This window comes from Parabacteroides sp. PH5-46, assembly GCF_029892785.1.
GTDB lineage: Bacteria > Bacteroidota > Bacteroidia > Bacteroidales > Tannerellaceae > DFXE01.
Genome location: NZ_JARXXA010000007.1, coordinates 48,480 through 73,771, shown reverse-complemented (window position 1 = coordinate 73,771; position 25,292 = coordinate 48,480). Strand labels below are relative to the sequence as shown.

Sequence of the window (25,292 nt, the reverse complement as noted above, 5' to 3'; positions counted from 1 at the left end):
TTAATCTAAAGAGCGCAAAATTACAAATCTTTTTGGCTTTTCCTATCGATGGCCTTATATATTGCATCCTGTATTCGCGTGCGGATGTCGAGGGAGCTCAGCTTGTTGTTTGAGCGAGTCGGGTTTACGCGATTACACAGGAAGATATAAATCAATTGATTGTCGGGATCCACCCAGAAACAGGTGCCGGTGTAGCCGGTATGCCCGTAGACAGAAGGGGGAGCGAATTGTCCGCAAGGGGAAGACTTAGGGCTACCTATTGCCGGCTTGTCAAATCCCAGTCCACGCCTGGAAACCGGACTCTTGCTTTGGGTAAATAGCCGGCTTGTTTCTGCCGAGAGGTAACGTTCGCCTCCATATTCCCCCAGGTTGAGGTATAGCTGCAAAACTTTTGCCAGATCGTTGGCGTTGGAGAATAGGCCGGCATTACCGGAAACGCCTCCCTGGAATGCCGCCGCTTCGTCGTGCACATAACCTCGCAGCAACTGCTTCCGCAGCTCCTGGTCGTTCTCTGTCGGTACGATCAGCAAGGTATCTATAGTTTTTAGCGGGTTATAAGTGGTGGTGCGGGCGCCCAACTTATCGTAGAACCCGGTGCGTAATAGCTTGTCCATCGGTTGCTTTGTCAGGTTTTCCACCATCTTTTGTAGCGAGATAAAGTTGATGCAGCTATACACATACTTGCCTTTGGTTCCCAGACGGGAGTCTTTGATATCCTGAATGATTGAGTCTTTAAACGAGTCGCTGATGAAATAGTGGCGGGCTACTTCTGTCCGGAATCCGTTCCTTGATGTATCCGACACCAGAGCCGAGTCGGCAGTAGCGTGCTTGTAGAAGTTGATCGTTGGTACCAGTCCGGACTGATGATAGAGCATGTCCCGGATAATAATATCCTTCTTGTCTGAGTCCAGCAGTTCCGGGATATAATCAGATATCTTGTTAGTTAATGTAAACAGCTTCTCGTCGTATGATTTCATGACAGCCAGCAACGTTCCGGCGGCCTTTGTTACAGAGGCCAGGTCGTAAACAGACGTTTCTGTTACTTTTTGTTTCTTGTTGTAGTCGTAGTGTCCAAAGGCTTTGTTGTATATGATCATCCCGTTTTGGGCAACCAGTACCTGACAGCCGGGAAAGGCTTTTTCTTTTAAGCCTTCTTTTACGATACTTTCGATCACATCCAGGCGGGTATTGTTTGCACCTACTTCTTCCGGCTCGTGGTAGCCTAAGCGGGTTTTCTCGGTAAAGATACCGCTTCCGGCAAAGTATAAACCGGGGATGGTAACAGGCAGTTTACCTTTGGCTGGAATGCCTCCGAAAATTAATTGGGCGGCATATTCCTGTGCTAAGGGAGTTGCTTCGTAAGCCATCACAATAGCCTTAGCTTTGTTGGTGGACTGCTTGTAATCTTTGCAGAAGTAAGGTAGGGTGAAGAAGGAGAAAACAACATCTTTCTTTGCTGCCAGTTGGCGTAGCTCCTCACTCTCGGGAATCCGGATGGTGTGTACTCCGCATAGGATGAGGTCGTACTTCTCCAACTCGGCATATACTTTCTTTATTTCGGCTGCCTTTTCATTTCGCCCGATACTAAAGCAGGCTACGCTGTCATAGCGGTTTAGCACCTTCTGAAACTCGTTACCTTTGGAGTCTCCCAGTGAAAGAACGGCAATCTTCTTTTTATCCAGCTCTTTGAGTGGTAGGTAGTCTGAGATGTTCTTCAGCAAGGTGATACTTTCCGAATTTAGCTTGGCAGCTAACCAGGCAGCGTGCGGAGAGTTGATACGTCCCGCCAAGCCTTTTGTTTTGATGGGCTGATAGTTATTTAGCCCGGCTATGTACTTGTAGCGCAATATTTTCAGGCAGCGACGTTCGATCTCTTTCAAGTCCAGCGTACCCTCCTCTATGGCCTTTTTAATTGCGTCGAAGTCTGTAATAGGAGTGGCCGATGATACCAAAAAATCGTTACCGGCCAATAGTGCCTGCACAGACGGGTTTTCAGAGTTTTTTGTTGAGGCACCTTTCATCGCCAGTGCGTCGGTAAACAGCAGCCCCTGAAAGCCCATTTCCTTCTGCAAAAGATCTGTTACTATAAGCGGAGAGAATGAAGCGGGCTTGTCTTTGGTTTTATCCAAGGCCGGTACATACAGGTGAGAAGTCATGATTCCGGAAAAGCCGTCGTATATATAACGTTTGAAAGGTAGCAGTTCAATGCTGTCTAGTCGACTCCGGCTGTGATAAATGGCGGGGAGTGTATGATGTGAGTCGTCAGAGGTATCTCCGTGCCCCGGGAAGTGCTTGGCAACAGAGATTATCCCGGCTTTTTCCAGTCCTCTGGAATAAGCAATACCTTTGTCGGAAACCAGGTCGGGGTCTTCGCCGAAGGAGCGGTTCCCAATCACCGGATTATCCATGTTGCTATTTACGTCTAAAGCGGGGGCGAAGTTTATATGGATACCCATCTCCTTGCATTGGCGGCCTACTTCTTCTCCGTACTGGGTAATCAGGGTGTCGTTTTCAATGGCTCCCAACATCATATTACGAGGGAAGCGGGTAGTCCCGCTCAGGCGCATGGATAATCCCCACTCTCCATCAAGGGCTATAAACAGAGGTACGCGCGATTCTTTCTGAAGGCGGTTTGTTACTTCGGCCTGCATCTCAGGACTCCCTTTGGCGAATAAAACGCCACCGATCTTGATGTCGCTGATATACTTGCTTAGTTTTTGCATGTTCCTGCTGTCAGACTTCGGATTGGCTATGACCATGAAGAGTTGCCCTATCCGCTCGTCGTAACTCATTGTATCGAAAACTGAGTCGGCCCAGTGATTCATTTTATCTTTGTCTACTTGCCGGTAAAGAGTTGGTTCCGTTTGGCTAATAGCAGATAACGTATAAAAGCTGCAAAATATAAAAAAAAGAAATTTTCTCATCCTCACTATCTCAAATTTTCATCAAAAATACGAAAATTAAGCTGATATCTTTATCTTTGATGTCTTTAACATCTATCTAATCCCAAATTATTATGAAAAGGAGACATTTTATTAAATCTGCCGGCTTGCTGGCTACAGTTCCGATGGCTAACGGAATGCTTCCGGCAGCGACTCATGTAAAAAAAGAAATTTACGATTGGCGTATCTATACGCTTACTACTAATGATGATGTGCTTGACACCTTTTACCGAGAGGTATTAATCCCTGCTTACAACCGGAAAAAAATTAAAGTAGGAGCCTTTAAACTGTATGAAGAAAAAGACCTCGCACAGCGCTTTTACCTTTTCGTTTATCCGGATATTACTACTTATTATAATGTGAAACGCACGATTTGGGAAGACAAAACCTTCCGGAAAGCGGCACAAGCTTTCTATGACAAATCGGCAGTGAATCCCGTTTACAAGGAGTTTGAGTCGTACCTTTGCGAAGCATTCGACAAAATTCCGCAGCTGAAGATGCCAGACAAAGATCGTGGCTTATTCCATCTTCGCCACTATTGGAGTCCGAACGAAGAGGCCAACCAGCGCAAGGTGAAAATGTTCAATGAGGCTGAAATGGATGTCTTCGACAAAGTAGGAATCCATCCCGTATGTTACGGTGACGTGCTGGCCGGTCCTCACATGCCTGCATTGATGTATCTTACCTGGTATAAAGACAAGGCCACGCATGACGCTTCCTGGGGAGCCTTTGGAAAACATCCTGGCTGGCTTGCTATTAAAGATTTGCCCGAGTATGCCCATACGGCAACTAATAATACAAACCGAATTTTGCTTCCTCTTGATTATTCGCAGATATGAGAAAGGTATTTTTAGGATTAATCCTGTTTGCTATTTTGTTGTCAGTCCGGGCACAACAGAAGCCTGTCATTTATGATGAAATGCAAGTGCCTCAGTTTACCTTGCCTCCCTTGCTTATTAGCGAAAGTGGAAAAAAGATAACAACGGCAAAAGAGTGGGAGAAGGTAAGGCGCCTGGAACTGCTGAATACCTTTGCTACACAAATGTTCGGGCAAACACCTGAAGGGGCGATCAAGACCTCTTACGAAGTATTGAAGACCCATCCGCAATCCCTTGGCGGAAAGGCCACCTGCAAACAGGTGAAAGTAACCTTCAGTAACGGAGCAATCGAGCGAAGTATGCTGATGCTGATTTATTTGCCCAATCAGGTGAAGGGCAAGGCGCCTCTTTTCCTCGGCTACAACTTTAGCGGAAATCAAACAATAGCTGATGACGAGGACATTATTCCCTCTTCGGAGGCAGAACGCGGGAGTAGTAAATCGCGCTGGGCGGTAGAAAAACTCATCTCCTCCGGCTATGGTTTATGCACGATCTGGTATTATGATATATTCCCCGATGCCGAAGATAAACATGTCGAAAGCATTCTTCCGCTTTTTGGTTACCAATCGGGCAATGATATAGCAGCTAGTTCCTGGCAGGCGATGGGCGCCTGGGCATGGGGGCTGAGTCGTGTCATGGATTATATTGAGACAGATAATGCCATAGACGAATCAAAGGTCGTTCTGATGGGACATTCCCGCAATGGGAAGGCCGCTCTTTGGGCGGGAGCGCAAGACGAACGTTTTGCAGTCGTTATCTCGAACAACTCCGGTTGCGGAGGAGCAGCCCTTTCCAAGCGAACCTTTGGCGAAACAGTCGGTGTTATTACGACCGCCTTTCCTCACTGGTTTTGCAAGGCTTTCGGGCAGTATGCCAATAATGAAGAGAAGCTACCGTTCGATCAGCACCAATTTCTTGCCCTGATGGCTCCCCGTCCTTTGTATGTAGCCAGTGCCGAAGAAGACCAGTGGGCCGATCCGAAAGGCGAATACCTTTCCGCTTGTTATGCCGGAGAGGTATATGAACTATATGGTATGAAAGGTTTGGAAAAACCGGATATGCCCGGAATTAATAAACCGGTGATGAACCGTATAGGCTATCATATCCGTTCCGGGGTGCATGACGTGACAGATTTTGACTGGGATAATTATATTCGATTCGCAGACAAGTGGTTGAAGTAAGGAGGAAATATTTAAATAATCATTTGCGTATTCGATAAATCTTTCGTTACTTTGCATCCGCTTTACGTAATCTCTGTCGGGATTAGTTGCCCGTTACATTGCGTTTCGTTCAAAAATAATTATAAAAAGCTATAAACAATGGATTTAATTAAAATTGCAGAAGACGCGTTTGCTACCAAAAAAGAGTTCCCCGCATTCAGAAGTGGTGACACAATTACCGTAGCTTATCGTATCAAAGAAGGTAACAAAGAACGTATTCAGCAGTACAGAGGCGTTGTGATCCGTATTTCAGGACACGGAGACAAAAAACGCTTTACCGTACGTAAAATGTCGGAAAACATTGGCGTGGAAAGAATATTCCCGATCGAATCACCATTCATCGAAAGCGTTACTGTAAACAAACGCGGTAAAGTTCGCAGAGCTAAGTTGTATTATTTACGCGCTCTTACCGGAAAGAAAGCGAGAATCAAAGAAAGAAGATATTAATAACTCTTCGGTTCTATTGCCATACAGAAGCCATCTGATAACCGGGTGGCTTTTTTATTAAAAGTTTAACTCTATTTTCAAACACAAAGATTATGTTGAAGACTATTCTGTCTATCTCAGGAAAACCCGGGCTTTATAAATTAGTTTCGCAGGGAAAGAGCATGTTGATTGTAGAATCTTTAACCGAAAAGAAAAGAATCCCGGCATATGCGAAAGATAAGGTAATCTCCCTGGGCGATATTGCAATCTATACCGAGGAAGGAGAAATTCCTTTGCACGAGGTACTTACGAGTGTAAAGAACAAAGAGAACGGAGAAAAGGTTGCTGCCGACTTAATTGCCGGTAAGCCGGATAATCTTCGCGCTTATTTCGCGGAAATCCTACCTAACTTCGATCGGGAGCGTGTTTACCTTAGCGATATAAAGAAGTTACTATCCTGGTATAATTTGTTGATTGCAAATGATATTACCGATTTTACCCCTCAAAAGGAAGAAACGGAAGAAAAAGAAGAAGCAAAAGCCGATTCGGCTGAGTAAGTAAAGTATATAAAAATAGCACCCGTCTGATTTATTTTCAGACGGGTGCTATTTTTTTTGAGACGTGAGCTATTTTTCTTCGGACGCGTCCTGTTTAGAATAAGGGGTTGTCCACTTTTTTGTTCAGCAATGCCAGGTTTACTACCTCACGAATATCATCCACATAGTGGAAGACCAGTCCTTTCAGGTACTCTTCATTAATCTCTTCGATATGTTTCCTGTTTGCAGTACAAAGAATGATTTCTGTAATTCCTGCCCGTTTGGCAGCCAGTATCTTTTCTTTGATTCCGCCTACCGGCAGTACTTTGCCTCTTAAGGTAATTTCCCCTGTCATGGCGATGCTTTTCTTTACCTTGCGCTGTGTGAATGCCGAAACCAAGGACGTTACCATTGTAACACCCGCACTTGGCCCGTCTTTAGGGATGGCGCCTTCGGGCACATGGATATGCACGTTCCAGTTTTCAAACATTTCCTCCGGAATATTAAAGTACGAAGCGTGCGAATGAATGTATTCGAGTGCCAACATGGCAGATTCTTTCATTACATCCCCCAGCTTGCCTGTCAGTGTCAGTTTCGAGCCTTTGCCCCGGCTCAGGCTGGATTCTACAAAAAGTATTTCACCGCCTACTGCTGTCCAGGCCAATCCTGTAACTACTCCGGCGTAATCATTTCCTTGGTATTTATCACGCGAATATTCAACGGCTCCGAGATATTCTTTCAGGTCCTCTACCTTTATTTCTTCGGGTATAGGTTCGTCGGATGCGATCTTTCGAGCCAGTTTACGAATAACCTTGGCCACTTTCTTGTCTAGTTCACGCACTCCGCTTTCGCGGGTATAAGACGTAACAAGCTCTTGCAAGGCTTTTTTCTGGAACTTTACTTTCTTCTTGGGCAAACCGTGAGATTCGAGTTGTTTGGGAAGTAAGTGCTTGGCGGCAATCTGTATTTTTTCTTCCATGATGTAGCCGCTTACTTCGATTAGTTCCATACGGTCGAGTAGTGGCTGGGAAATAGTATTCAGGCTGTTAGCCGTTGCGATAAAGAGTACTTTGCTTAAATCGTAATCAATGTCCAGATAATTATCGTGGAAGGCATTGTTTTGTTCCGGGTCGAGCACTTCCAGCAGAGCCGAGGCTGGATCTCCCTTGAAGTCGTTCGTTACCTTGTCGATCTCGTCTAAAACAAACACAGGATTAGACGTGCCGGCTTTCATTAGGTTCTGAATGATACGGCCTGTCATGGCGCCGATATATGTTCGGCGATGCCCTCTGATCTCAGCTTCATCATGCAATCCGCCTAAGGAGATGCGTACATATTTGCGGTTCAGGGCTTCGGCTATGGACTTACCCAATGAAGTTTTCCCTACTCCCGGAGGTCCGTAAAGACATATGATAGGAGATTTCATATCCCCTTTGAGTTTCAGGATAGCCAGGTGTTCTATGATACGTTCCTTTACATTTTCAAGTCCGTAGTGATCACGATCCAGTACCTTCTGGGCATGCTTCAGGTTGAAGTTATCTTTGCTGTAATGCTCCCAAGGAAGATTTACAATCGTCTGGACATATTGTGTCTGGATAGAGTAATCGGGAGATTGAGGATGCAAACGTTCCAGTTTACGTATCTCTTTATCAAATACTTCAGCTACGGATTTGGGCCATTTCTTTTTAGCCGCTTTTTCGCGAAGCTCTTTTATTTCAATTTCGTTGATATTCCCACCTAATTCTTCCTGAATTGTTTTGATTTGTTGTTGTAGGAAATATTCTTTCTGCTGCTGGTTGATATCTTCGTGGGTTTTCATTTGGATAGAGTTCTTTAGCTCTACCAACTGATATTCCCTGTTCAGGATAAACAGTAGGCGATAGGATCGCTCTTTTAAGTCACCAATCAGAAGAAGCTCTTGTTTCTCTGCCGCTCCGTTAGGAATGTTACTACAGGAGAAGTTTACCAGATAAAGAACGTTCTTATTATTTTTTATTGAGAAGATTAAGTCGCGCGGAGGCTCGGATACAGCTCCCAGCATCTTGATGGTCAAATCCTTTATCGTGGAAATGAGCGCTTCGAACTCACGGTCGCCGCTTTCGGGGATTTTATCTTCCAGTACAGAGATGGAGCCTTTCAGGTAAGGCTCTGTTTCCGTTAGTTCATCTAATAGAAAGCGTTTTTTTCCCTGAAGGATAACGGTTGTAGTTCCATCGGGCATATCCAATACGCGGACCACGTCTGCGATCACTCCGGTGGTATATAAATCGTCCAGTAGAGGCTCCTCTGTGTTGACTTCTTTTTGGCAAACAACGCCAATTAACTTCTTCTTTTTTACGGCATCATTAATTAAACGCATCGATTTTGGCCGGCCTACAATAACAGGCATAGCAACACCGGGAAAAAGCACCATGTTACGAAGAGGTAGTATAGGAATAGAACTTCCTAGTTTATCAATACCATCCGTAAAGTCTTCATCCGCATCGTATTCTGCTAAGATAGGCATAACAATACCCAGGTTATCATCTAAATCGTCAAAGGATTCCTGGCTGAAAAAACTTGTTTTTTTCCTCATACAGCATTTTAAAATTGCTAAGTATATTACAATAAACGTGCCAAAGTTATGAATTCTTTTTGTACATTTGTTGTTTATTTGTCTATAAAGTATGCCTAACAGTTACTTTCGTTTCAAACAATTCACGATACAACAAGAAAAATGCGCTATGAAAGTGGGGACCGACGGAGTGCTGTTGGGAGCCTGGGTATCCGTGAGCAATTGTGAACGCATTCTGGACGTAGGGACGGGGACAGGCCTGATCGCTTTAATGCTGGCCCAGCGAAGCAAAGCCTCGGTGGATGCTATTGATATTGATGCGGATGCATGCATACAGGCAACGGAAAATATAGATAATTCTCCTTTTGTCAACAGAATTAAGGTATTCCATCATTCGTTTGAGGACTTTATCTCTCTCGGTAAATCCGGCTATGATCTGATCGTTTCAAACCCACCTTATTTTATTCAGTCACTTAAAAGTCCGGAAAGCAAACGCAATACGGCACGGCATACATCTGGTTTTTCTTTTACTGACTTGATGGAGAAAGGTAAGAAACTACTGCTTCCGGGAGGGCGCATTGCCTTCATTATTCCGTACGAACAAGAACCGATTTTAAAAGCAACAGCTCTGCAAAATCAACTGCATATAATACGACAGACAGACGTTTATCCTACACCGGAGTCTGCAACGCCTAGACGTTTGCTGGTAGAGCTTTCGGAAGACCATTCGATCCCTTGTGTAAAAGATCATTTGATTATTGAAGTGAGCCGCCATCAGTATACTGCCGAATACAAGCAGCTTACCCATGATTTCTACCTGGAAAAAACATAGTGCTTCTCCCGTTTTACTTGAAAATATAAGGAATTCTCTTGTCCAAAAAGCGCGTTACCTGATCAAAGACATCTTTTACTTCTTTTGTAAAGGAAACTTTTTCAGGCGTGAGCACTTTTAGTGCTTTAGGTATGACGGAGATCTCTATGCGATTTCCTACTTCTATTGGTTCACCATCCAGGTGCATAATCCCCGGCTTCTGTCTGATGATTGTTAGTTGGCTTGCACGTATGGATTTAATCTTACTGTTGCGTTCTATTTGTTTGGTGAATAACTGGATGGCTAGCGGAGCTATATCTAAAGGAGTAAAAGGCGAGAGGATGGTTACATCCATTTTTCCGTCCTGAATATTAGCATGTGGAGCAATGAACGCATTATTTCCGTACTGTGAAGCATTGGCACAGGCTACCAGAAAGGCTTTTTCCTTGATAGACTGATCATCAAACTGTAGTTCATAGACTTCGGGTTGGTAACTGAGATATTCGTCCAGGATGTTTTTTACATATGTTATAGAGCCTCTCCGCTTCTCCCGGGCGAATTTTTTGCTTACTGCTGCATCAAACCCGACACCACAGGTAGTGAAGAAAACCCGGTCGTTAGCTTTGCAACAATCAATAGTTGTGATATTTGCTTTTGTGATCATCTCCAAGGCGCGCTTGGTATCCATCGGTATATGCAATTCACGCGCCAGACCGTTCCCTGAGCCTTTAGGTATTATACCTAAAATAGCATCCGAATGTATCATCGACTTGGCCACTTCGTTTACGGTACCGTCTCCGCCAACAGCTATAATTAGTTTAACGCCGTTTTCTATCGCTTGCTTTGTCAGTTCACTCGCATGTCCGGCATATTCGGTAAAAGAAATACAAAGGGAATATCCCCCCTTAGCACAAGCCTCTTCTATCATCTGCGGAATCTTACGTTTGGAACCAACACCGGATATCGGGTTGATTATCGCTTGAACATCACAATTATTACTCATCTTACTAAGGGTATTTCCTTTAATGTTTGACAATAAAAGTAACAAAAATAATGCTTTTACGAAACTTTTAAAGCATATCAACTACTATAAGTGATTTTTTTACTACTTTTGCGGCTGGATTTACCCGATCAAATTATTTATTTATATGATAACGAATCCGAACTCTTTGATAAAAAATAAACAAGCGAAGGAATTAGTCTCTTCTGATAATATGAAACTTTTACAAGAGAAACTAGCCAAGTATGATGCTCCGCAGAAAGCTATGGCTGCAGGAATATATCCTTATTTTCGCATGATTGAAAGCGATCAGGATACAGAAGTCCAGATCAGTGGGAAAAAAGTTTTGATGTTTGGATCAAATTCCTACCTGGGATTAACCAACCATCCGAAAGTAAAAGAAGCTGCCATTGAAGCTACCAGGAAGTATGGAACAGGCTGTGCCGGTTCTCGTTTCCTCAATGGAACTCTGGACTTACATGTGCAGCTTGAAGAACGGCTGGCTGATTTTGTAGGAAAGGAAGATGCAATTGTGTATTCTACCGGTTTTCAGGTTAACTTAGGCGTTGTTTCTTGCCTTACCGGACGTGAAGACTATATCTTATGGGATGAATTGGATCACGCATCTATTATTGAAGGACACAGACTATCTTATTCCACAAAGCTGAAATTCAAACATAACGATATGGAGTCTCTGGAAAAACAACTCCAGAAGTGCGAGCCGGACAAGGTGAAGCTAATCGTTATAGATGGTGTATTCAGTATGGAAGGTGACGTTGCAAACCTCCCTGAAATTGTAGCCTTGAGTAAAAAATACAATGCCAGCATCATGGTTGATGAAGCGCATGGTATTGGGGTTCTGGGAAAACAAGGACGCGGTACCTGTAACCATTTTGGGGTTTCACAAGACGTTGACCTTATCATGGGAACTTTCAGTAAGTCTTTCGCATCTATCGGAGGGTTTATCGCTTCAGACAAGGATACTATCAACTATCTCCGCCATAATTCTCGTTCATATATTTTCAGCGCAAGTAATACACCGGCAGCTACTGCTGCAGTGAATGCTTCTTTGGATATTATGTTGAATGAACCGGAACGTATTGAGCATCTGTGGAAGTTGACCAACTATGCATTGGATGGCTTCCGTAATATCGGATGTGAGATAGGAAATACATCTACTCCTATTATTCCGTTATTTATACGTAATAATGACCTGACATTCCTTATTGTCCGTGAATTGTTTGACGCGGGAATCTTTGTGAATCCGGTTGTATCTCCGGCTGTTGCTCCGGATGATACTCTAATCCGCTTCTCGTTGATGGCTACTCATACGCAAGAGCAATTGGATTATGCACTGGAAGCTATTCATAAAGTATTTAGGAAACATAAATTAGTACCTTAAGTACTATTTCATAATATAAAGAACCGTCTCCTTGCAGAGGCGGTTTTTTTTGTTAAGATGCATACATCTAAGAATAATTACCTATTTTTGTAACTTTATAGTTATTAGACATAAACTATTAATCTGAAATGAATTTTAAACTAAATAATGGCAGTTGTTGCATGGGAAGGAAAGGATGCAGCAAAGTGCAAAACAATAAACTCAACACATACGACTGGCTTTGCGACGTACCTGATGCAGAAAATGCAACAGACTATGTAGAAGTCCAATTCAAGAATACCCGTAAGGGATATTATGTAAATAGTGCAAAAATCCCTCTCGAAAAAGGTGATGTGGTAGCTGTAGAAGCTACTCCTGGTCATGATATAGGTAGTGTTACGCTTACCGGTAAGTTAGTTCTTTTGCAAATGAAAAAGAACAATACCCGTACAGATGTGGAAATCAAACGTATTTACCGCAAAGCTAAGCCAAATGACCTTGAAAAGTACGAAGAGGCAAAGGCCAAAGAACATGAAACCATGATTCGCTCCCGCCAGATAGCTGCAGACCTAGGCTTAAATATGAAAATCGGAGATGTAGAATATCAGGGCGACGGCAATAAGGCTATCTTTTATTATATAGCTGACGAAAGGGTTGACTTTCGACAGTTAATTAAAGTATTGGCAGACGCATTTCGTGTGCGGATCGAGATGAAGCAAATAGGTGCTCGCCAGGAAGCAGGTCGTATCGGAGGGATTGGCCCTTGCGGACGTGAGCTCTGCTGTTCAAGCTGGATGACAAGTTTTGTATCTGTGGCAACAGGTGCAGCCCGTTATCAGGACATCTCTATGAATCCTCAAAAACTGGCAGGGCAATGTGCCAAGCTGAAATGTTGTATCAACTATGAAGTAGATGCGTATGTAGAAGCTCAGAAGCGTTTGCCTTCACGAGAAATAGTATTAGAAACGAAAGATAATACCTATTACCATTTCAAGACTGATATATTCAAACGTGAGATTACATACTCTACTGACAAGTCTTTTGCTTCTAATCTGGTTATGATCCCGGCTAAGCGTGCTTTTGATGTAATTAATATGAATAAGAGAGGGATGAAACCCATTTCATTGGAAGCAGACGAAAAGCCCCAACCACCCAAACGTGATTCGCATGATATTTTGGGACAGGACAGCCTTACCCGCTTTGATAATAGTGCATCAAAAAAGAAGAAAAAGAAGAAAAAACGCTTGCCTGTAAACGGAAATAATCCGGAAAACAGGAATAATGCTCCGCAGAAACAGAAAGAAAACAGACAGAAGCCGATAAATAACGAAAAATCTCAGCCGAATGCGAAATAGTATTGTTTGTATTCTTGTTTGTCTTATTTCGTTCCTCTTCTCATCTTGCGAAAGTAATATCGTATATAACCAATATCAGGCGATAGATAATGTTTCGTGGGAAAAGGATAAAGAATATTACTTCACGTTTCAGATAGAAGATGTATCTATACCATATGATATTACGTTCGAAACGCGGAATAATAATTTATATCCTTACCAGAATCTGTGGGTTTTTCTGAGTGAAGAACAGCCTATCGGTTCACTCAAACGAGATACAATCGAGTGTTTACTGGCCAATGAATATGGCAAATGGGTGGGGCGTGGGATCTCATTATACCAGTCTGGCTTTCCGGTTCGTACAAACTATATGTTTCCGAATAAAGGACAATATACTTTGAGTTTTAGGCAAGGAATGAGAAATGATGCCCTCAAGGGGATTCAGGAAATAGGTCTCCGGATTGAGAAAGCGCAGCCTTAGCGTTCCTTTCGTGTAGCGTCCAAGCGTAAGAATATAAAGAGTAAAATAGTAAATCCCCAGAGTGCAGACCCTCCGTAGCTGAAAAACGGTAGCGGGATGCCTATCACGGGGGTAAGTCCGATTACCATACCTATATTAATCACCAGATGGAAAAAGAAAATAGAGGCCACACTATAGCCATAAATACGATTAAAAGCTGTCTTTTGTTTTTCAGAGAGAATGATCAACCGAATAATAAAGATCGCGAAAACTATTAGGGTTAGTGAAGACCCTATAAATCCTTGCTCTTCACCTACTGTGCAGAAGATAAAGTCTGTATCTTGTTCCGGAACATATTTCAGCTTGGTTTGTGTTCCATTCAGAAACCCTTTGCCCAACAATCCTCCTGATCCGATAGCTATTTTGGATTGGTTTACGTTATATCCGGCTCCGCTGGGGTCATCTTCCAAGCCTAAAGAAACCTTGATACGTACTTGCTGGTGAGGTTCCAATACTTCGTTGAAAACATAATCTACAGAGAACAGGAAACCCACAGATAACAGAGCAAAAAGGATTATCAGAAGATAATGCCAAACCCAATTTTTAATAGCTAAGAAAATCAGAAAACAGCAACTCGCAGCTATTATACCTAAGGAGATATGTACAAAATTGATCGGAATTGAGAATAGTAAAAGCACAAGATATGCTACCAAATAAACAGCAGCAGTAGCTACTACTATTATTTTGGCCGGCAAAGTATTGTTCTTATGTTGTACAAGAAATGTCAATCCGGTTAGTATGAGTTGGATAATTACTAAGACTATCAACTCTCCCATAGGCGTTGCTCCTACCAATATACCGGTAAATTTCATGTTAAGGACAAAGAAGGTAACTGCACAAATCCCCGCCAATAAAACATAGCCTGACATACCTTCACGATACAGTACCAAAAAGAATGCTAAATAGACCAATGCTGAGCCTGTTTCTTTTTGCAACAAAATGCAGACCATCGGCAGGAATATAATCAGCATACAGAGCATAAAGTTCTTAAACGAAACCAGCTTAAAGCCATAGGAACTCATGCACTTAGCCAATGCCAAAGCTGTGGCAAATTTGGCAAATTCTGCTGGTTGTAATCGCAGAGGTCCAATGACTAACCAGGAGCGCGAACCTTTAATCTCCGGTGCCAGGAAAACTGTAGCAATCAGCAACAGAATGATCATTCCGTATATAAGATAAGAAAAGACACTGTAAAAATCGGCATCCAGCATCAGGATGATAAAGATCAGTACAAAAGAAAGCCCGATCCAGATCAGCTGAGAGCCAGGACGGCCTGACGGATCAAACAAGCCTACATTGTCGTATTCATAGCTGGCACCACAGATGCTGAACCATCCGGCCACAATCATGATAACGTATAATAGAATTGTTATCCAGTCAATGCTTCTCCATATGCTTATTTTCTTATAAGGCATCTCTTGGTAATATAGCTGTATTTATAATATAATCTTCCAGGTATTTATCGCTTTCTTGAATAGCTCCTTTCAGGTATTTTTGAAGCATCAGTTTAGCTATAGGAACTGCGTATGTTGCCCCGAAGCCCGCATTTTCAACAAATACAGAGATAGCTACCTGCGGATTTTCGTACGGAGCAAATCCCATAAAAATAGAATGGTCTTTTCCGTGTGGATTCTCGGATGTACCTGTTTTACCACAAACGGCAATACCCGGCAAAGCGGCTCTACGACATGTACCTCCCGTTACGGCATTCCGCATTCCTTCAGCAATATATTCATAATTCTTTTTATCGATTGTCGGATAATGTTTGACAGAGAATCGAGGGTCCATTTCTCCACCATGTACTTCCTTTACAATATGTGGTGTGTAGAAGAATCCTCTATTAGCTATTGTTGTAGCCAGATTGCAGATTTGCAAAGGAGTAGCCAATACTTCTCCCTGTCCGATAGCGATGGAGATAATGGTACTGGACGACCATCTGCCTTTATAGAATTTGTCATACATTTTACTGGTGGGGATGGAACCTCCTTTTTCTGAAGGAAGGTCAATTCCTAAGGGTCTTCCGTATCCCATGCTCAGCATATGATCTCTCCATATATCAAAGCCTTCCTGTACTTTCGGATAGCGTTTACGACTGTCAATCATATCACGTAACCCCCAGCAGAAAAAGGCATTACACGAAGTCGCAATAGCCGGAACCAGGCTGATGGGTGAGAAGTGGGAATGGCAGGCTGGCTTTCCTCCCAGTGGCGGATAACCATGTCCACAGGAGTAAGATGTCTCGGGTGTAATAACATCTTCTTGCAGAAAGATAAGTCCCATTGCGGGCTTGAAAGTTGAACCGGGCGGATAACCAGCCATAATTGCGCGATCAAACAGAGGCTTAAGCGGATCACTTTCCAGCATGGCATGGTTCTTGCCCCGTTGGCGGCCTACAAGCATATTGGGATCATATGTTGGAGTCGATACCATGCAGAGGATTTCTCCGGTGGAGGGTTCAGTCATCACTATACAACCTATTTTGTTATGTAATAATAACTCTCCGTATGCTTGTAAATCCATATCCAGCGATAGTGTAAGGCTTTTGCCGGAGACGGGAGCAACATCATGTCTGCCTTCTTCGTATTTTCCTTTGATTCTTCCATGGGCATCCCGTAAGAGGATTTCAACGCCCTTTTCTCCTCTCAGCACTTTTTCGTAAGAACGTTCCACGCCTGAACGTCCGGAGTTATCTCCCTGCACATAGTAGTTGTCTTGCTCGATATCACGCCTGTTTACCTCTCCTATATTGCCTAATATATGAGCGGCATAGGGGTATTCATACTCGCGGATGGTACGGTTTTGGATGTAGAATCCCGGAAACTTATAAAGTTTTTCCTGTAGTACGCCATAGTCTTTAGCCGAGAGCTGATTCATAAACACTTGTGGAACATACGATGAGTAGCCGGGGTTCAAACGTTTGTTTTTGATATCTGCTATACGCTTGATAAACTGTTCTTTCGTAATGTTTACTGTATTACAAAAGTCTAATGTGTCAAAAGGTTTTACCTCACGCATAATAAGCATTACATCGTAGGCTGGTTGGTTAAAAACCAGCAGCTTATTGTTCCGGTCGTATATCATTCCCCTCGAAGGGTAAAGTGTTTTCTTTAGAAAGGCATTGCTGTCTGCCCACATCTTATACTCATTTTCTATTACCTGCAGGTAAAACAAGCGGATAATGAAAATAAGGACAACTAATATAACTGCACCGGAGAGTATATAACGTCTGTTTTCCAACGCATATTTAGAGTTAGTCTGCATTTCTTTTGGCATCTATATTAAAGGCTTCTACAATGCAGACCAATAGCGTTGTCGTTACTATACTGGCAACGATACGAATAAGAAGGAATAAGGGATCAAACAAGGTAAGCGACTCCAACAAAAACAGAGTAACATGATGTAGTACAACCAAAGCAAGTACATATCTGAGAAATCCCCCGAAGCCAAAAGCATGAAGAGATGGAGAAAGAGATTCCTGCATCTCATCTTTTATGATAATTTTAAGTATTGGCATTCGGGCAAATCCAACTAATGTACAGGTTGCAGCATGCATGCCCGGAGTATTGGAAAATATATCTATAACAAGGCCTATCAGAAACGAAAAAAAGGTAACCCTTGTTGAAGTAAAACCTATCGGAAGTTTCAATATAAAGTAGATATACAGGAAGGGAGTTGCCAGTCTGAGGAAATGTATGTTGTTTAGTATTAATACCTGAACCAGGACTAATACAACAAAATAGATGCTTCCTTTTACGATATTAATCATTGCTTTTTGCCTCCTCTTCTATTTCTCTTTGCTCCGACTGGCGGTAATTGGTGATAACCATTACATTACTCAGCCTCTGGAAGTCGGTTGCCAACTTTATTTTCAGCGAATTAAAGTTATCATCCCTTTGTCTTTCGAACGAAGAAACATATCCTACCAGTATTCCTTCGGGGAATACGGCTGAAAAGCCACTTGTAACAATAGTATCGCCAATCTGGAACTCCACATGTCTGGGTAGTTCATCCAAATTGGCATACTGCGGTTCGCGCCCATTCCAGCTTAGTGATCCGATATGGCTACTTCTTAACACCTTGCAACTCAGTTTGAACTTAGTGTTGAGCAAGGGAAGAACAACCGAATAATAGTCTGATGCCATAGATACAACACCTATAGCGCCATTCTCGGATACTACTCCCATATCCGGAGTAACTCCGTCTTTTCTACCTTTATTTAAGGTAATATAGTTGGAGTTGTATGACACACTGTTATTGATAACCTTTGCAGTTGTAAATGAGTAAGGAAACTGCCTGGCTGTATCAATTACAAATGCCCGGAAAGAAGCTGTATCGGCTTTCATGGTCTCTACCAGATCTTGCAGTTTCAGCAATTCCAGTTCCAGCCGACCGTTTCGCTCCAGTAGCTCCTTGTTCTTTTCCCGCAAGTTAAGATATGAAGTTACCGAACCTGTTACTGATACGATATTTGCCGTTACTACATTTGCTGTACTGAACATAATGTTCTGTTGATAAGCACTGTTACGGTAAATTAACGCGAAAGAAACGAGCTCCAATAAAATAAATAAAAACCAATGCCTTTTTCTAATAAGAAAGTCAAGCAGTTTGCGCATATTCTATTGAATAATTTCCAATTGAATTATCGTATAAGAAAATTAAATTTGTCTATGTTTTTTAAAGCAATACCGGTACCTTTTGCTACTGCGTGCAAGGGGTCTTCGGCCACATGGAACTGAATGTTTATCTTCTCGGTTAAACGTTTGTCTAAACCTCTCATCAAGGCGCCACCACCTGCCAGGTATATACCATTTCGTACAATATCTGCATATAGTTCGGGAGGGGTAGTTTCCAAAGCACTCAAGATAGCTGCCTCCATCTTGGAGAGTGATTTTTCCAGGCAGTGTGCTATTTCCTGATAAGACACAGAAACTTCCATAGGAAGAGCTGTCATCTGATTAGGTCCATGCACTACATAATCTTCCGGGGGATTATCCAGGAAGGTTAGAGCCGATCCTACGTTTATTTTTATTTGCTCTGCTGTGCGCTCGCCCACTTTTACGTTGTGCTGCCGGCGCATATATTCCATTATATCAGCTGTCAGGTCGTCTCCGGCAATGCGGATAGACTTGTTCGATACGATACCTCCCAATGATATAACGGCAATTTCTGTAGTACCACCACCTATATCTACCACCATATTGCCTTCAGGGGCTTCTACGTCGATACCTATACCAATGGCAGCCGCCATCGGTTCGTAGATCATATACACGTCGCGCCCTCCGGCATGCTCTGCCGAGTCGCGTACGGCACGAAGTTCCACTTCCGTACTGCCTGATGGGATACATACTACGATGCGTAGGGAAGGGGAGAACCAGCGATTCTTCGATCCGATCATTTTGATCATCCCGCGAATCATTTGTTCGGCAGCAAAGAAGTCGGCAATCACTCCGTCGCGCAACGGACGGATTGTACGAATGTTTTCGTGTGTCTTACCGTGCATTTGGCGTGCTTTTTCGCCTACTGCCAATACTTTGTCTGTACGTCTGTCTAAGGCAACAACCGATGGTTCGTCTACAACTACCTTACCATTGCTGATGATAATGGTGTTGGCCGTTCCCAGGTCCATTGCTATTTCTTGAGTGAAAGAAAATAATCCCATTTGTTTGTTTCGAATTTTAATTCCTTAATGTTTAAAATGACGGATACCCGTCTTTACCATCGCTAAGCCGTGATCATTGCAATACTCCACTGATAGTTCGTCCTTAACGGAACCCCCGGGTTGGATAACTGCCGTAATACCAGTCTGATGTGCTATTTCCACACAATCGGGGAAGGGGAAGAAAGCATCGGAAGCCATAACCGCTCCATTCAGGTCGAACTGGAACGAATGAGCCTTTTCGATGGCTTGCTTCAATGCATCCACACGGGAGGTTTGACCTACTCCGCTGGCACAAAGCTGTTTGTTTTTTACCAGTGTAATGGCATTTGATTTGCTGTTTTTTACCAGTTTATTGGCAAACAGTAAATCTTCAATTTCCTGAGGCGATGGCTGTTTTACTGTCATTGGCTCCAGGTCTTCTTTTGTCTGAATACTCAAATCTTTATCCTGCGTTAGTACACCATTCAGTAACGAGCGGAATTGTACAGAGGATGTTTGAGTCTTCTTGCGGATTAGTATGATACGGTTTTTCTTTTGCATCAACACATCCAGAGCATCCGTGTCATAGTCAGGGGCTATTATTACCTCAAAGAATATCTTGTTGATTTCTTCGGCTGCTTCCTTATTGATAGCAGCATTGGTAACAAGAATCCCCCCAAAGGCGGAAACCGGATCGCCGGCTAGTGCATCTGTCCATGCTTCCAATACTGTATCACGTGAAGCAATGCCGCAGGCGTTATTGTGTTTTAATATTGCAAAAGTCAGTTCATCAAATTCATCTATCAAATTCACGGCTGCATCTATGTCCAACAGATTGTTGTAAGAGATTTCCTTACCATGTATCTGGTCGAACATCTCATCGAATTTACCGAAAAATTTGGCTTGCTGATGTGGATTTTCCCCATAACGTAAATGCATGGGCTCGTCTACCGCTATGCGAAGTGCAGAGGCTTCCTGATCGTCGAAATAGTTGAAGATAGCCGAGTCATACCCCGAAGAAACTGCAAAGGCTTCTTTGGCAAACCAGCGGCGGTCTTCCAGACTTGTTTCGGCTCCTTTTTCCTCTAGTATATGTAATAGCGGAGTATATTGTGCTTTTGAAGCCACAATCAGCACATCTTTGTAGTTCTTGGCAGCGGCACGTATCAGTGATATGCCGCCGATATCTATTTTCTCAATAATTGCTTGTTCCTCTGCCCCGGAGGCTACTGTTTCCTGAAAGGGATATAGATCTACAATTACCAGATCTATTTCCGGGATGCTATATTCTGCCAGCTGTTCTTTATCCGTTTCGTTATCTCTACGGGCAAGAATTCCTCCAAACACATTAGGATGAAGTGTTTTTACTCTTCCTCCTAAAATAGACGGATATCCGGTAAGCTCTTCAACAGCTTCACACGGTAATCCCAGTGATTCTATAAAGGTTTGTGTTCCACCAGTAGAAACAAAACTGACACCCTCTTCATGAAGCTTTTTTAATATTTCATCTAACCCTTCTTTATGGAAAACAGAGACCAAGGCGTGTCTCATTCGCTTCGATGCCGTCATCTTCTATGATTTACATTAATTTTAAGACACAAAAATAGATATTTATTTCTAATAAAGTCAAGGACTAAAATAAAAAAACTACACAAAGTGTGTTTTTAGAATAAATCTGTCTAAAAAACCGCAAATATGTTTGCCGGATTAGGTTTTATAGGTATTAAATATATGTTTTACATCTGTTGAACATGTATTCAACAACTGTTGAACTCATGTTCAACAGTTGTAGAACATAAGTTCAACATATGTGGGATTTCAATTCAACAATCATAGAACCCAAAGAAACTTGCATCCTGACGGGGCTGTAACGGAAAAATACGGGCATTTTTAATACGTTTGCTAAAAACAAACAAATTGAATTTTATTATCTCAGGAGAAATGATTAATTTTGTGCGATTATTCTTTCATTAGCAAAATTAATCAATATGGCGATCTACTTAAACGATGTCTCAAGGACCTTTGGGGAATATCTACTTATTCCGGGATTAACAACCAAACTATGTGTTCCAACCAATATTTCATTACGTACGCCGCTGGTAAAGCATAAGGCAGGAGAGAAGCCGGCTATCCGCTTGAATATACCGTTCGTTTCGGCTATTATGCAATCGGTGTCTGGTCCTGAATTAGCAATAGAGTTGGCTCGCAATGGCGGGCTTTCTTTTATTTTCGGCTCACAGCCGATTGAGAGCCAGGCCGAAATGGTGCGCAAGGTGAAAAAATTCAAGGCAGGTTTCGTTGTAAGCGATTCGAACCTCACTCCGGAGCACAGGTTGTCTGATGTAGTGGCTTTAATAAAGGAAATGGGGCACTCTACAATCGGAATAACAGAAGATGGTACCCCTAACGGTAAGCTGCTGGGATTGGTAACCAGTCGTGATTTTCGCGTGGAAAAAGATAATCCGCATACGAAGATCAAAGATTTTATGACCCCTTTTGATAAGCTGATTGTCGGTCAGTTGGGTATAAGCTTGTCTGAAGCAAATCAAATTTTGTGGGAAAACAAATTAAATACGTTACCGATAATAGATAAGGATCAAAACCTGGCCTATTTCGTGTTCCGAAAAGATTATGACAATCATCGTGAAAACCCGCATGAATTGTCGGGAGAAGATAAAACACTTCTGGTAGGAGCCGGGATTAATACCCGCGATTACGAAGAACGCGTACCAGCCTTGGTGGATGCCGGAGTGGATGTTTTGTGCATCGACTCGTCAGACGGATACTCCGAATGGCAACGTGATACACTTGTCTGGATTAAAGAGAAATATGGCGATAAAGTATTAGTAGGAGCCGGAAATGTAGTAGACCAGGATGGCTTTAATTACTTGGTTGAAGCTGGAGCAGACTTTATAAAGGTAGGTATCGGCGGCGGTTCCATTTGTATCACACGCGAACAAAAAGGTATTGGAAGGGGACAGGCTACAGCCTTGATGGATGTAGCAGAGGCCCGGAAAAAGCACCTTGAGAAAACAGGCATGTACGTCCCGATTTGTAGCGATGGCGGACTGGTACATGATTACCACATGGTACTAGCGCTGGCAATGGGAGCAGACTTCCTGATGATGGGACGTTATTTTGCCCGTTTTGACGAGTCGCCTACCAAGAAATTGAGGATCGGAAATAATTATGTAAAAGAATATTGGGGCGAAGGCTCAAATCGTGCGCAGAACTGGCAACGATACGACATGGGTGGATCCGAAGCTCTTAAATTTGAAGAAGGCGTAGACAGCTATGTACCCTATGCCGGCAAGATGAAAGACAACCTGAATATCACCTTGGGGAAAATAAAAGCAACCATGTGTAGCTGCGGTTCAGTAACGATAGAAGAACTGCAGAAATTCTCCAAAATAACCCTCGTATCATCTACCAGCATAGTAGAAGGAGGAGCCCATGATGTAATACTGAAAGAACAAACTTGATTTTAATCTATATAAATTGTTGAATAGCTCAGTTCCGAAAAGGGATTGGGCTATTTAACCATTAAAGAATAACACACCATGAAAAAGGAATTATTTTTATGTATGCTTCTGCTCTTTTGTTTCACGCAGTTACGAGCCAAAGAAGCGCCTATTCGTATCTCCACTAATGAAACAGACCTGATCTTCTCCGTAGCTCCAAACGGGCGCTTGTATCAAGCGTATTTGGGTCCTCGCTTGCAGTATGAGGCAGATCTGGCGCATTTGTCTTATTGGGCATCGGCAGGCTCTGACGGAAGTAATGCCCCCAGGGGATGGGAGGTGTATCCGGCATCAGGTGCTGAGGATTATTTTGAACCAGCATTGGCCCTGACCCACAATGATGGCAATATGACAACCATTCTCTCCTTTGTGTCATCCGAAAGCAAGAAAATAGACGATAATGTAACGGAAACGACTATTTGTCTGAAAGATAAGGTGTATCCGGTAGACGTGACACTGCACTATCTTGCATATAAAAAAGAAAATGTCATTAAGACATGGAGCGAAATCAGACATAAGGAGAAGAAGCCTGTAAGTGTCTGGCGCTATGCGTCTAATATGTTGTATTTTGAAAATTCCCGCTACTTTCTGACCGAATATAGCGGCGACTGGGCGAAGGAAGTAAATATGAGTACCCAAGAGCTGCAATACGGGAAGAAAATACTTGACACGAAGTTAGGCTCACGCGCGGCAATGCATGTTAGTCCGTTTTTTGAAGTAGGATTGGATGCTGTTCCCTCTGAAAATGAAGGTAATGTATTGATGGGGACATTGGGATGGACCGGTAATTTTCAATTTACATTTGAAGTGGACAATGCCGGCAGCTTACGCATTATTTCAGGTATTAATCCGTATGCCTCGAACTATGAATTAAAGCCTGATGAGGTTTTCGCAACACCTGAGTTTATCTTTACATTAAGCAATAAAGGAACAGGGCAGGGGAGTAGAAACTTCCACGACTGGGCCAGAGCTTATCAGTTGAAAGACGGCAAGGGCGACCGCTTGACTCTTCTGAACAACTGGGAAGCAACCTACTTTGACTTTGATGAGAAAAAGCTGGAAGAGTTAATGAAAGAAGCCAAAAGCCTTGGTGTAGATATGTTTCTGCTGGATGATGGCTGGTTTGCCAATAAATATCCACGCGAAAATGATAAGGCCGGGCTGGGCGATTGGGAAGTGACTAAAAGCAAGTTGCCGAACGGCGTTCCCCACCTGGTAAAATCGGCTAAAGAGGCAGGTGTGAAGTTCGGCATCTGGATAGAGCCTGAAATGGTAAATCCCAAGAGCGAACTTTTCGAGAAGCATCCCGACTGGGCGATCCGTTTGCCAAACAGGGAAACATACTACTACAGGAACCAATTGGTGTTGGATATGAGTAACCCAGCAGTTCAAAACTATGTATTCGGAGTAGTAGAGAATATAATGAAAGAAAACCTGGATTTGGCCTATTTTAAATGGGATTGCAACAGCCCGATCACCAATATCTACTCTCCCTACCTGAAAGAGAAGCAGAACCAGTTGTATGTCGATCATGTACGTGGCGTTTATAATGTTTTCAGAAGAGTAAAGGAGCAATATCCTGACTTGCCGATGATGCTCTGCTCCGGCGGAGGAGCCCGTTGCGACTACGAAGCGCTGAAGTACTTTACAGAGTTTTGGTGTAGCGACAATACCGATCCCGTAGAGCGTTTGTTTATCCAATGGGGATTTTCGCACTTCTTCCCTGTTAAATCAATGGCTGCCCATGTGACAAGCTGGAACAAACGAGCCAGTATCAAATTCCGTACAGATGTAGCCATGATGTGCAAATTAGGCTTCGATATCAGCCTGAAGGAAATGGATGAAAAAGAGCTAACCTATTGCCAAACAGCTGTAAGCAATTATAATCGTCTGAAGAAAGTAATCCTGGATGGCGATTTCTATCGCTTGGTGTCCCCCTACGAAAGCAACCATACAGCCGTTATGCACGTAGCAAAAGGGCAAGATAAAGCTCTCCTGTATGCCTACGACATCCATCCGCGCTTTGGCGAAAAGCTGCTGCCAGTCAAGCTACAAGGACTCGATCCCGCAAAAACATACAAGGTAGAAGAAATAAACCTGATGCCCGGAACAAGCTCGCGCCTGCAAAGCAACGGAAAAACATACACCGGAGACTACCTGATGAAAGTAGGCCTAAGTGCCTTTACCACAGCAGATATGAGCAGTAGGCTAATAGAAATCACTCAACAATTATAAAAAAAAGTACCAACATGAGTTGCAAATTCAAAAAATCCCCCTATCTTTGCACCCGTAATCAAAAACGATGGTGCCATAGCTCAGTTGGTAGAGCAAAGGACTGAAAATCCTTGTGTCCCCGGTTCGATTCCTGGTGGCACCACTTTTAAAAGACTTCAAATTTGGTAAATCCCTGAAAATAAAACATTTCAGGGATTTTCTTTTTCCAAGAAATCCTCCATTTTTAGCAAAACTAAGCAGTTCCTTCGGGCTAAATCGTGGTCATTTTTTAAGCCACGAAAAATTGACCACGAATG

The 25,292-nt window shown here is 42.9% G+C and carries 18 protein-coding genes, 1 tRNA gene and 1 pseudogene; 11 read left to right on the top strand and 9 right to left on the bottom strand.

Going from position 1 to position 25,292, the window contains the following annotated elements; all coding sequences use genetic code 11:
• Positions 1-20: 20 nt before the first annotated feature.
• A complete protein-coding gene (locus tag M2470_RS09215; protein ID WP_280744786.1) occupies positions 21-2,924 on the bottom strand; it encodes a glycoside hydrolase family 3 N-terminal domain-containing protein in 2,904 nt (967 codons plus the stop codon).
• Between the two features lie 92 nt (positions 2,925-3,016).
• Between M2470_RS09215 and M2470_RS09210 the strand changes: the two genes are divergently transcribed.
• The 4 genes from M2470_RS09210 (at position 3,017) to M2470_RS09195 (ending at position 6,023) form a co-directional block, all read left to right on the top strand.
• Positions 3,017-3,781: an NIPSNAP family protein gene (locus M2470_RS09210; protein WP_280744787.1), complete on the top strand. Its 765-nt coding sequence runs from the start codon at positions 3,017-3,019 to the stop codon at positions 3,779-3,781.
• The gene (locus M2470_RS09205) at positions 3,778-5,001 is read left to right on the top strand and encodes an acetylxylan esterase (RefSeq protein WP_280744788.1); all 1,224 of its coding nucleotides are present in this window, start codon (positions 3,778-3,780) and stop codon (positions 4,999-5,001) included. Before M2470_RS09210 ends, M2470_RS09205 begins: the two co-directional genes overlap by 4 nt.
• A 138-nt stretch (positions 5,002-5,139) precedes the next feature.
• Entirely contained in the window at positions 5,140-5,487 is a 348-nt protein-coding gene (gene rplS, locus M2470_RS09200; RefSeq protein ID WP_280744789.1) for a 50S ribosomal protein L19, read from the top strand.
• A 92-nt stretch (positions 5,488-5,579) separates the two neighbouring features.
• Complete coding sequence (locus M2470_RS09195) at positions 5,580-6,023, top strand: DUF5606 domain-containing protein (protein ID WP_280744790.1); 444 nt, start codon at positions 5,580-5,582, stop codon at positions 6,021-6,023.
• Between the two features lie 94 nt (positions 6,024-6,117).
• Here M2470_RS09195 and lon read toward each other — a convergent pair whose 3' ends face one another.
• On the bottom strand, positions 6,118-8,577 hold the full coding sequence (lon, locus tag M2470_RS09190) for an endopeptidase La (protein ID WP_280744791.1): 2,460 nt from the start codon (positions 8,575-8,577) through the stop codon (positions 6,118-6,120).
• A 91-nt stretch (positions 8,578-8,668) separates the two neighbouring features.
• On the opposite strand from lon, the gene M2470_RS09185 reads away from it, so the two are divergent.
• A complete protein-coding gene (locus M2470_RS09185; protein WP_280744792.1) occupies positions 8,669-9,388 on the top strand; it encodes a methyltransferase in 720 nt (239 codons plus the stop codon).
• A 13-nt stretch (positions 9,389-9,401) separates the two neighbouring features.
• On the opposite strand, the gene M2470_RS09180 is transcribed toward M2470_RS09185, so the two are convergent.
• Positions 9,402-10,370 (bottom strand): diacylglycerol kinase family protein, encoded by a 969-nt coding sequence (locus tag M2470_RS09180; protein WP_280744793.1) that lies wholly within the window; start codon positions 10,368-10,370, stop codon positions 9,402-9,404.
• A 211-nt stretch (positions 10,371-10,581) separates the two neighbouring features.
• On the opposite strand from M2470_RS09180, the gene M2470_RS09175 reads away from it, so the two are divergent.
• The 3 genes and pseudogenes from M2470_RS09175 (at position 10,582) to gldH (ending at position 13,563) form a co-directional block, all read left to right on the top strand.
• A complete protein-coding gene (locus M2470_RS09175; protein ID WP_280744844.1) occupies positions 10,582-11,769 on the top strand; it encodes a pyridoxal phosphate-dependent aminotransferase family protein in 1,188 nt (395 codons plus the stop codon).
• 128 nt (positions 11,770-11,897) lie between these two features.
• A pseudogene (gene ricT, locus M2470_RS09170) lies at positions 11,898-13,022 on the top strand (regulatory iron-sulfur-containing complex subunit RicT); the annotation flags it as partial.
• A gap of 70 nt (positions 13,023-13,092) precedes the next feature.
• Positions 13,093-13,563, top strand: coding sequence for a gliding motility lipoprotein GldH (gene gldH, locus M2470_RS09165; protein ID WP_280744794.1), 471 nt, complete (start codon positions 13,093-13,095; stop codon positions 13,561-13,563).
• Here gldH and rodA read toward each other — a convergent pair.
• Genes rodA through purH form a run of 6 tightly spaced genes read right to left on the bottom strand, consistent with a single transcriptional unit; the run spans position 13,560 to position 20,809 of the window.
• Positions 13,560-15,017, bottom strand: a complete 1,458-nt coding sequence (gene rodA, locus M2470_RS09160) for a rod shape-determining protein RodA (RefSeq protein WP_280744795.1) — start codon at positions 15,015-15,017, stop codon at positions 13,560-13,562. The two genes, gldH and rodA, sit on opposite strands and share 4 nt — an antisense overlap.
• Positions 15,007-16,863, bottom strand: a complete 1,857-nt coding sequence (gene mrdA / locus M2470_RS09155) for a penicillin-binding protein 2 (protein WP_280744796.1) — start codon at positions 16,861-16,863, stop codon at positions 15,007-15,009. Before mrdA ends, rodA begins: the two co-directional genes overlap by 11 nt.
• The gene (gene mreD, locus M2470_RS09150) at positions 16,853-17,368 is read right to left on the bottom strand and encodes a rod shape-determining protein MreD (RefSeq protein ID WP_280744797.1); all 516 of its coding nucleotides are present in this window, start codon (positions 17,366-17,368) and stop codon (positions 16,853-16,855) included. Before mreD ends, mrdA begins: the two co-directional genes overlap by 11 nt.
• A complete protein-coding gene (gene mreC / locus M2470_RS09145; protein ID WP_280744798.1) occupies positions 17,361-18,215 on the bottom strand; it encodes a rod shape-determining protein MreC in 855 nt (284 codons plus the stop codon). The genes mreD and mreC overlap by 8 nt, the downstream gene beginning before the upstream one ends.
• Positions 18,216-18,241: 26 nt before the next feature.
• Positions 18,242-19,261 (bottom strand): rod shape-determining protein, encoded by a 1,020-nt coding sequence (locus M2470_RS09140; protein WP_280744799.1) that lies wholly within the window; start codon positions 19,259-19,261, stop codon positions 18,242-18,244.
• A 24-nt stretch (positions 19,262-19,285) separates the two neighbouring features.
• Positions 19,286-20,809 (bottom strand): bifunctional phosphoribosylaminoimidazolecarboxamide formyltransferase/IMP cyclohydrolase, encoded by a 1,524-nt coding sequence (gene purH, locus M2470_RS09135; RefSeq protein WP_280744800.1) that lies wholly within the window; start codon positions 20,807-20,809, stop codon positions 19,286-19,288.
• Positions 20,810-21,228: 419 nt separating this feature from the next.
• Here purH and M2470_RS09130 point away from each other — a divergent pair, with 419 nt between their 5' ends.
• The 3 genes from M2470_RS09130 (at position 21,229) to M2470_RS09120 (ending at position 25,138) form a co-directional block, all read left to right on the top strand.
• Positions 21,229-22,722 (top strand): IMP dehydrogenase, encoded by a 1,494-nt coding sequence (locus M2470_RS09130; RefSeq protein ID WP_280744801.1) that lies wholly within the window; start codon positions 21,229-21,231, stop codon positions 22,720-22,722.
• A 78-nt stretch (positions 22,723-22,800) separates the two neighbouring features.
• Positions 22,801-24,996 (top strand): alpha-galactosidase, encoded by a 2,196-nt coding sequence (locus M2470_RS09125; protein WP_280744802.1) that lies wholly within the window; start codon positions 22,801-22,803, stop codon positions 24,994-24,996.
• A 69-nt stretch (positions 24,997-25,065) separates the two neighbouring features.
• Positions 25,066-25,138: transfer RNA gene (locus M2470_RS09120), tRNA-Phe, on the top strand.
• The last annotated feature ends 154 nt before the right edge of the window (positions 25,139-25,292 follow it).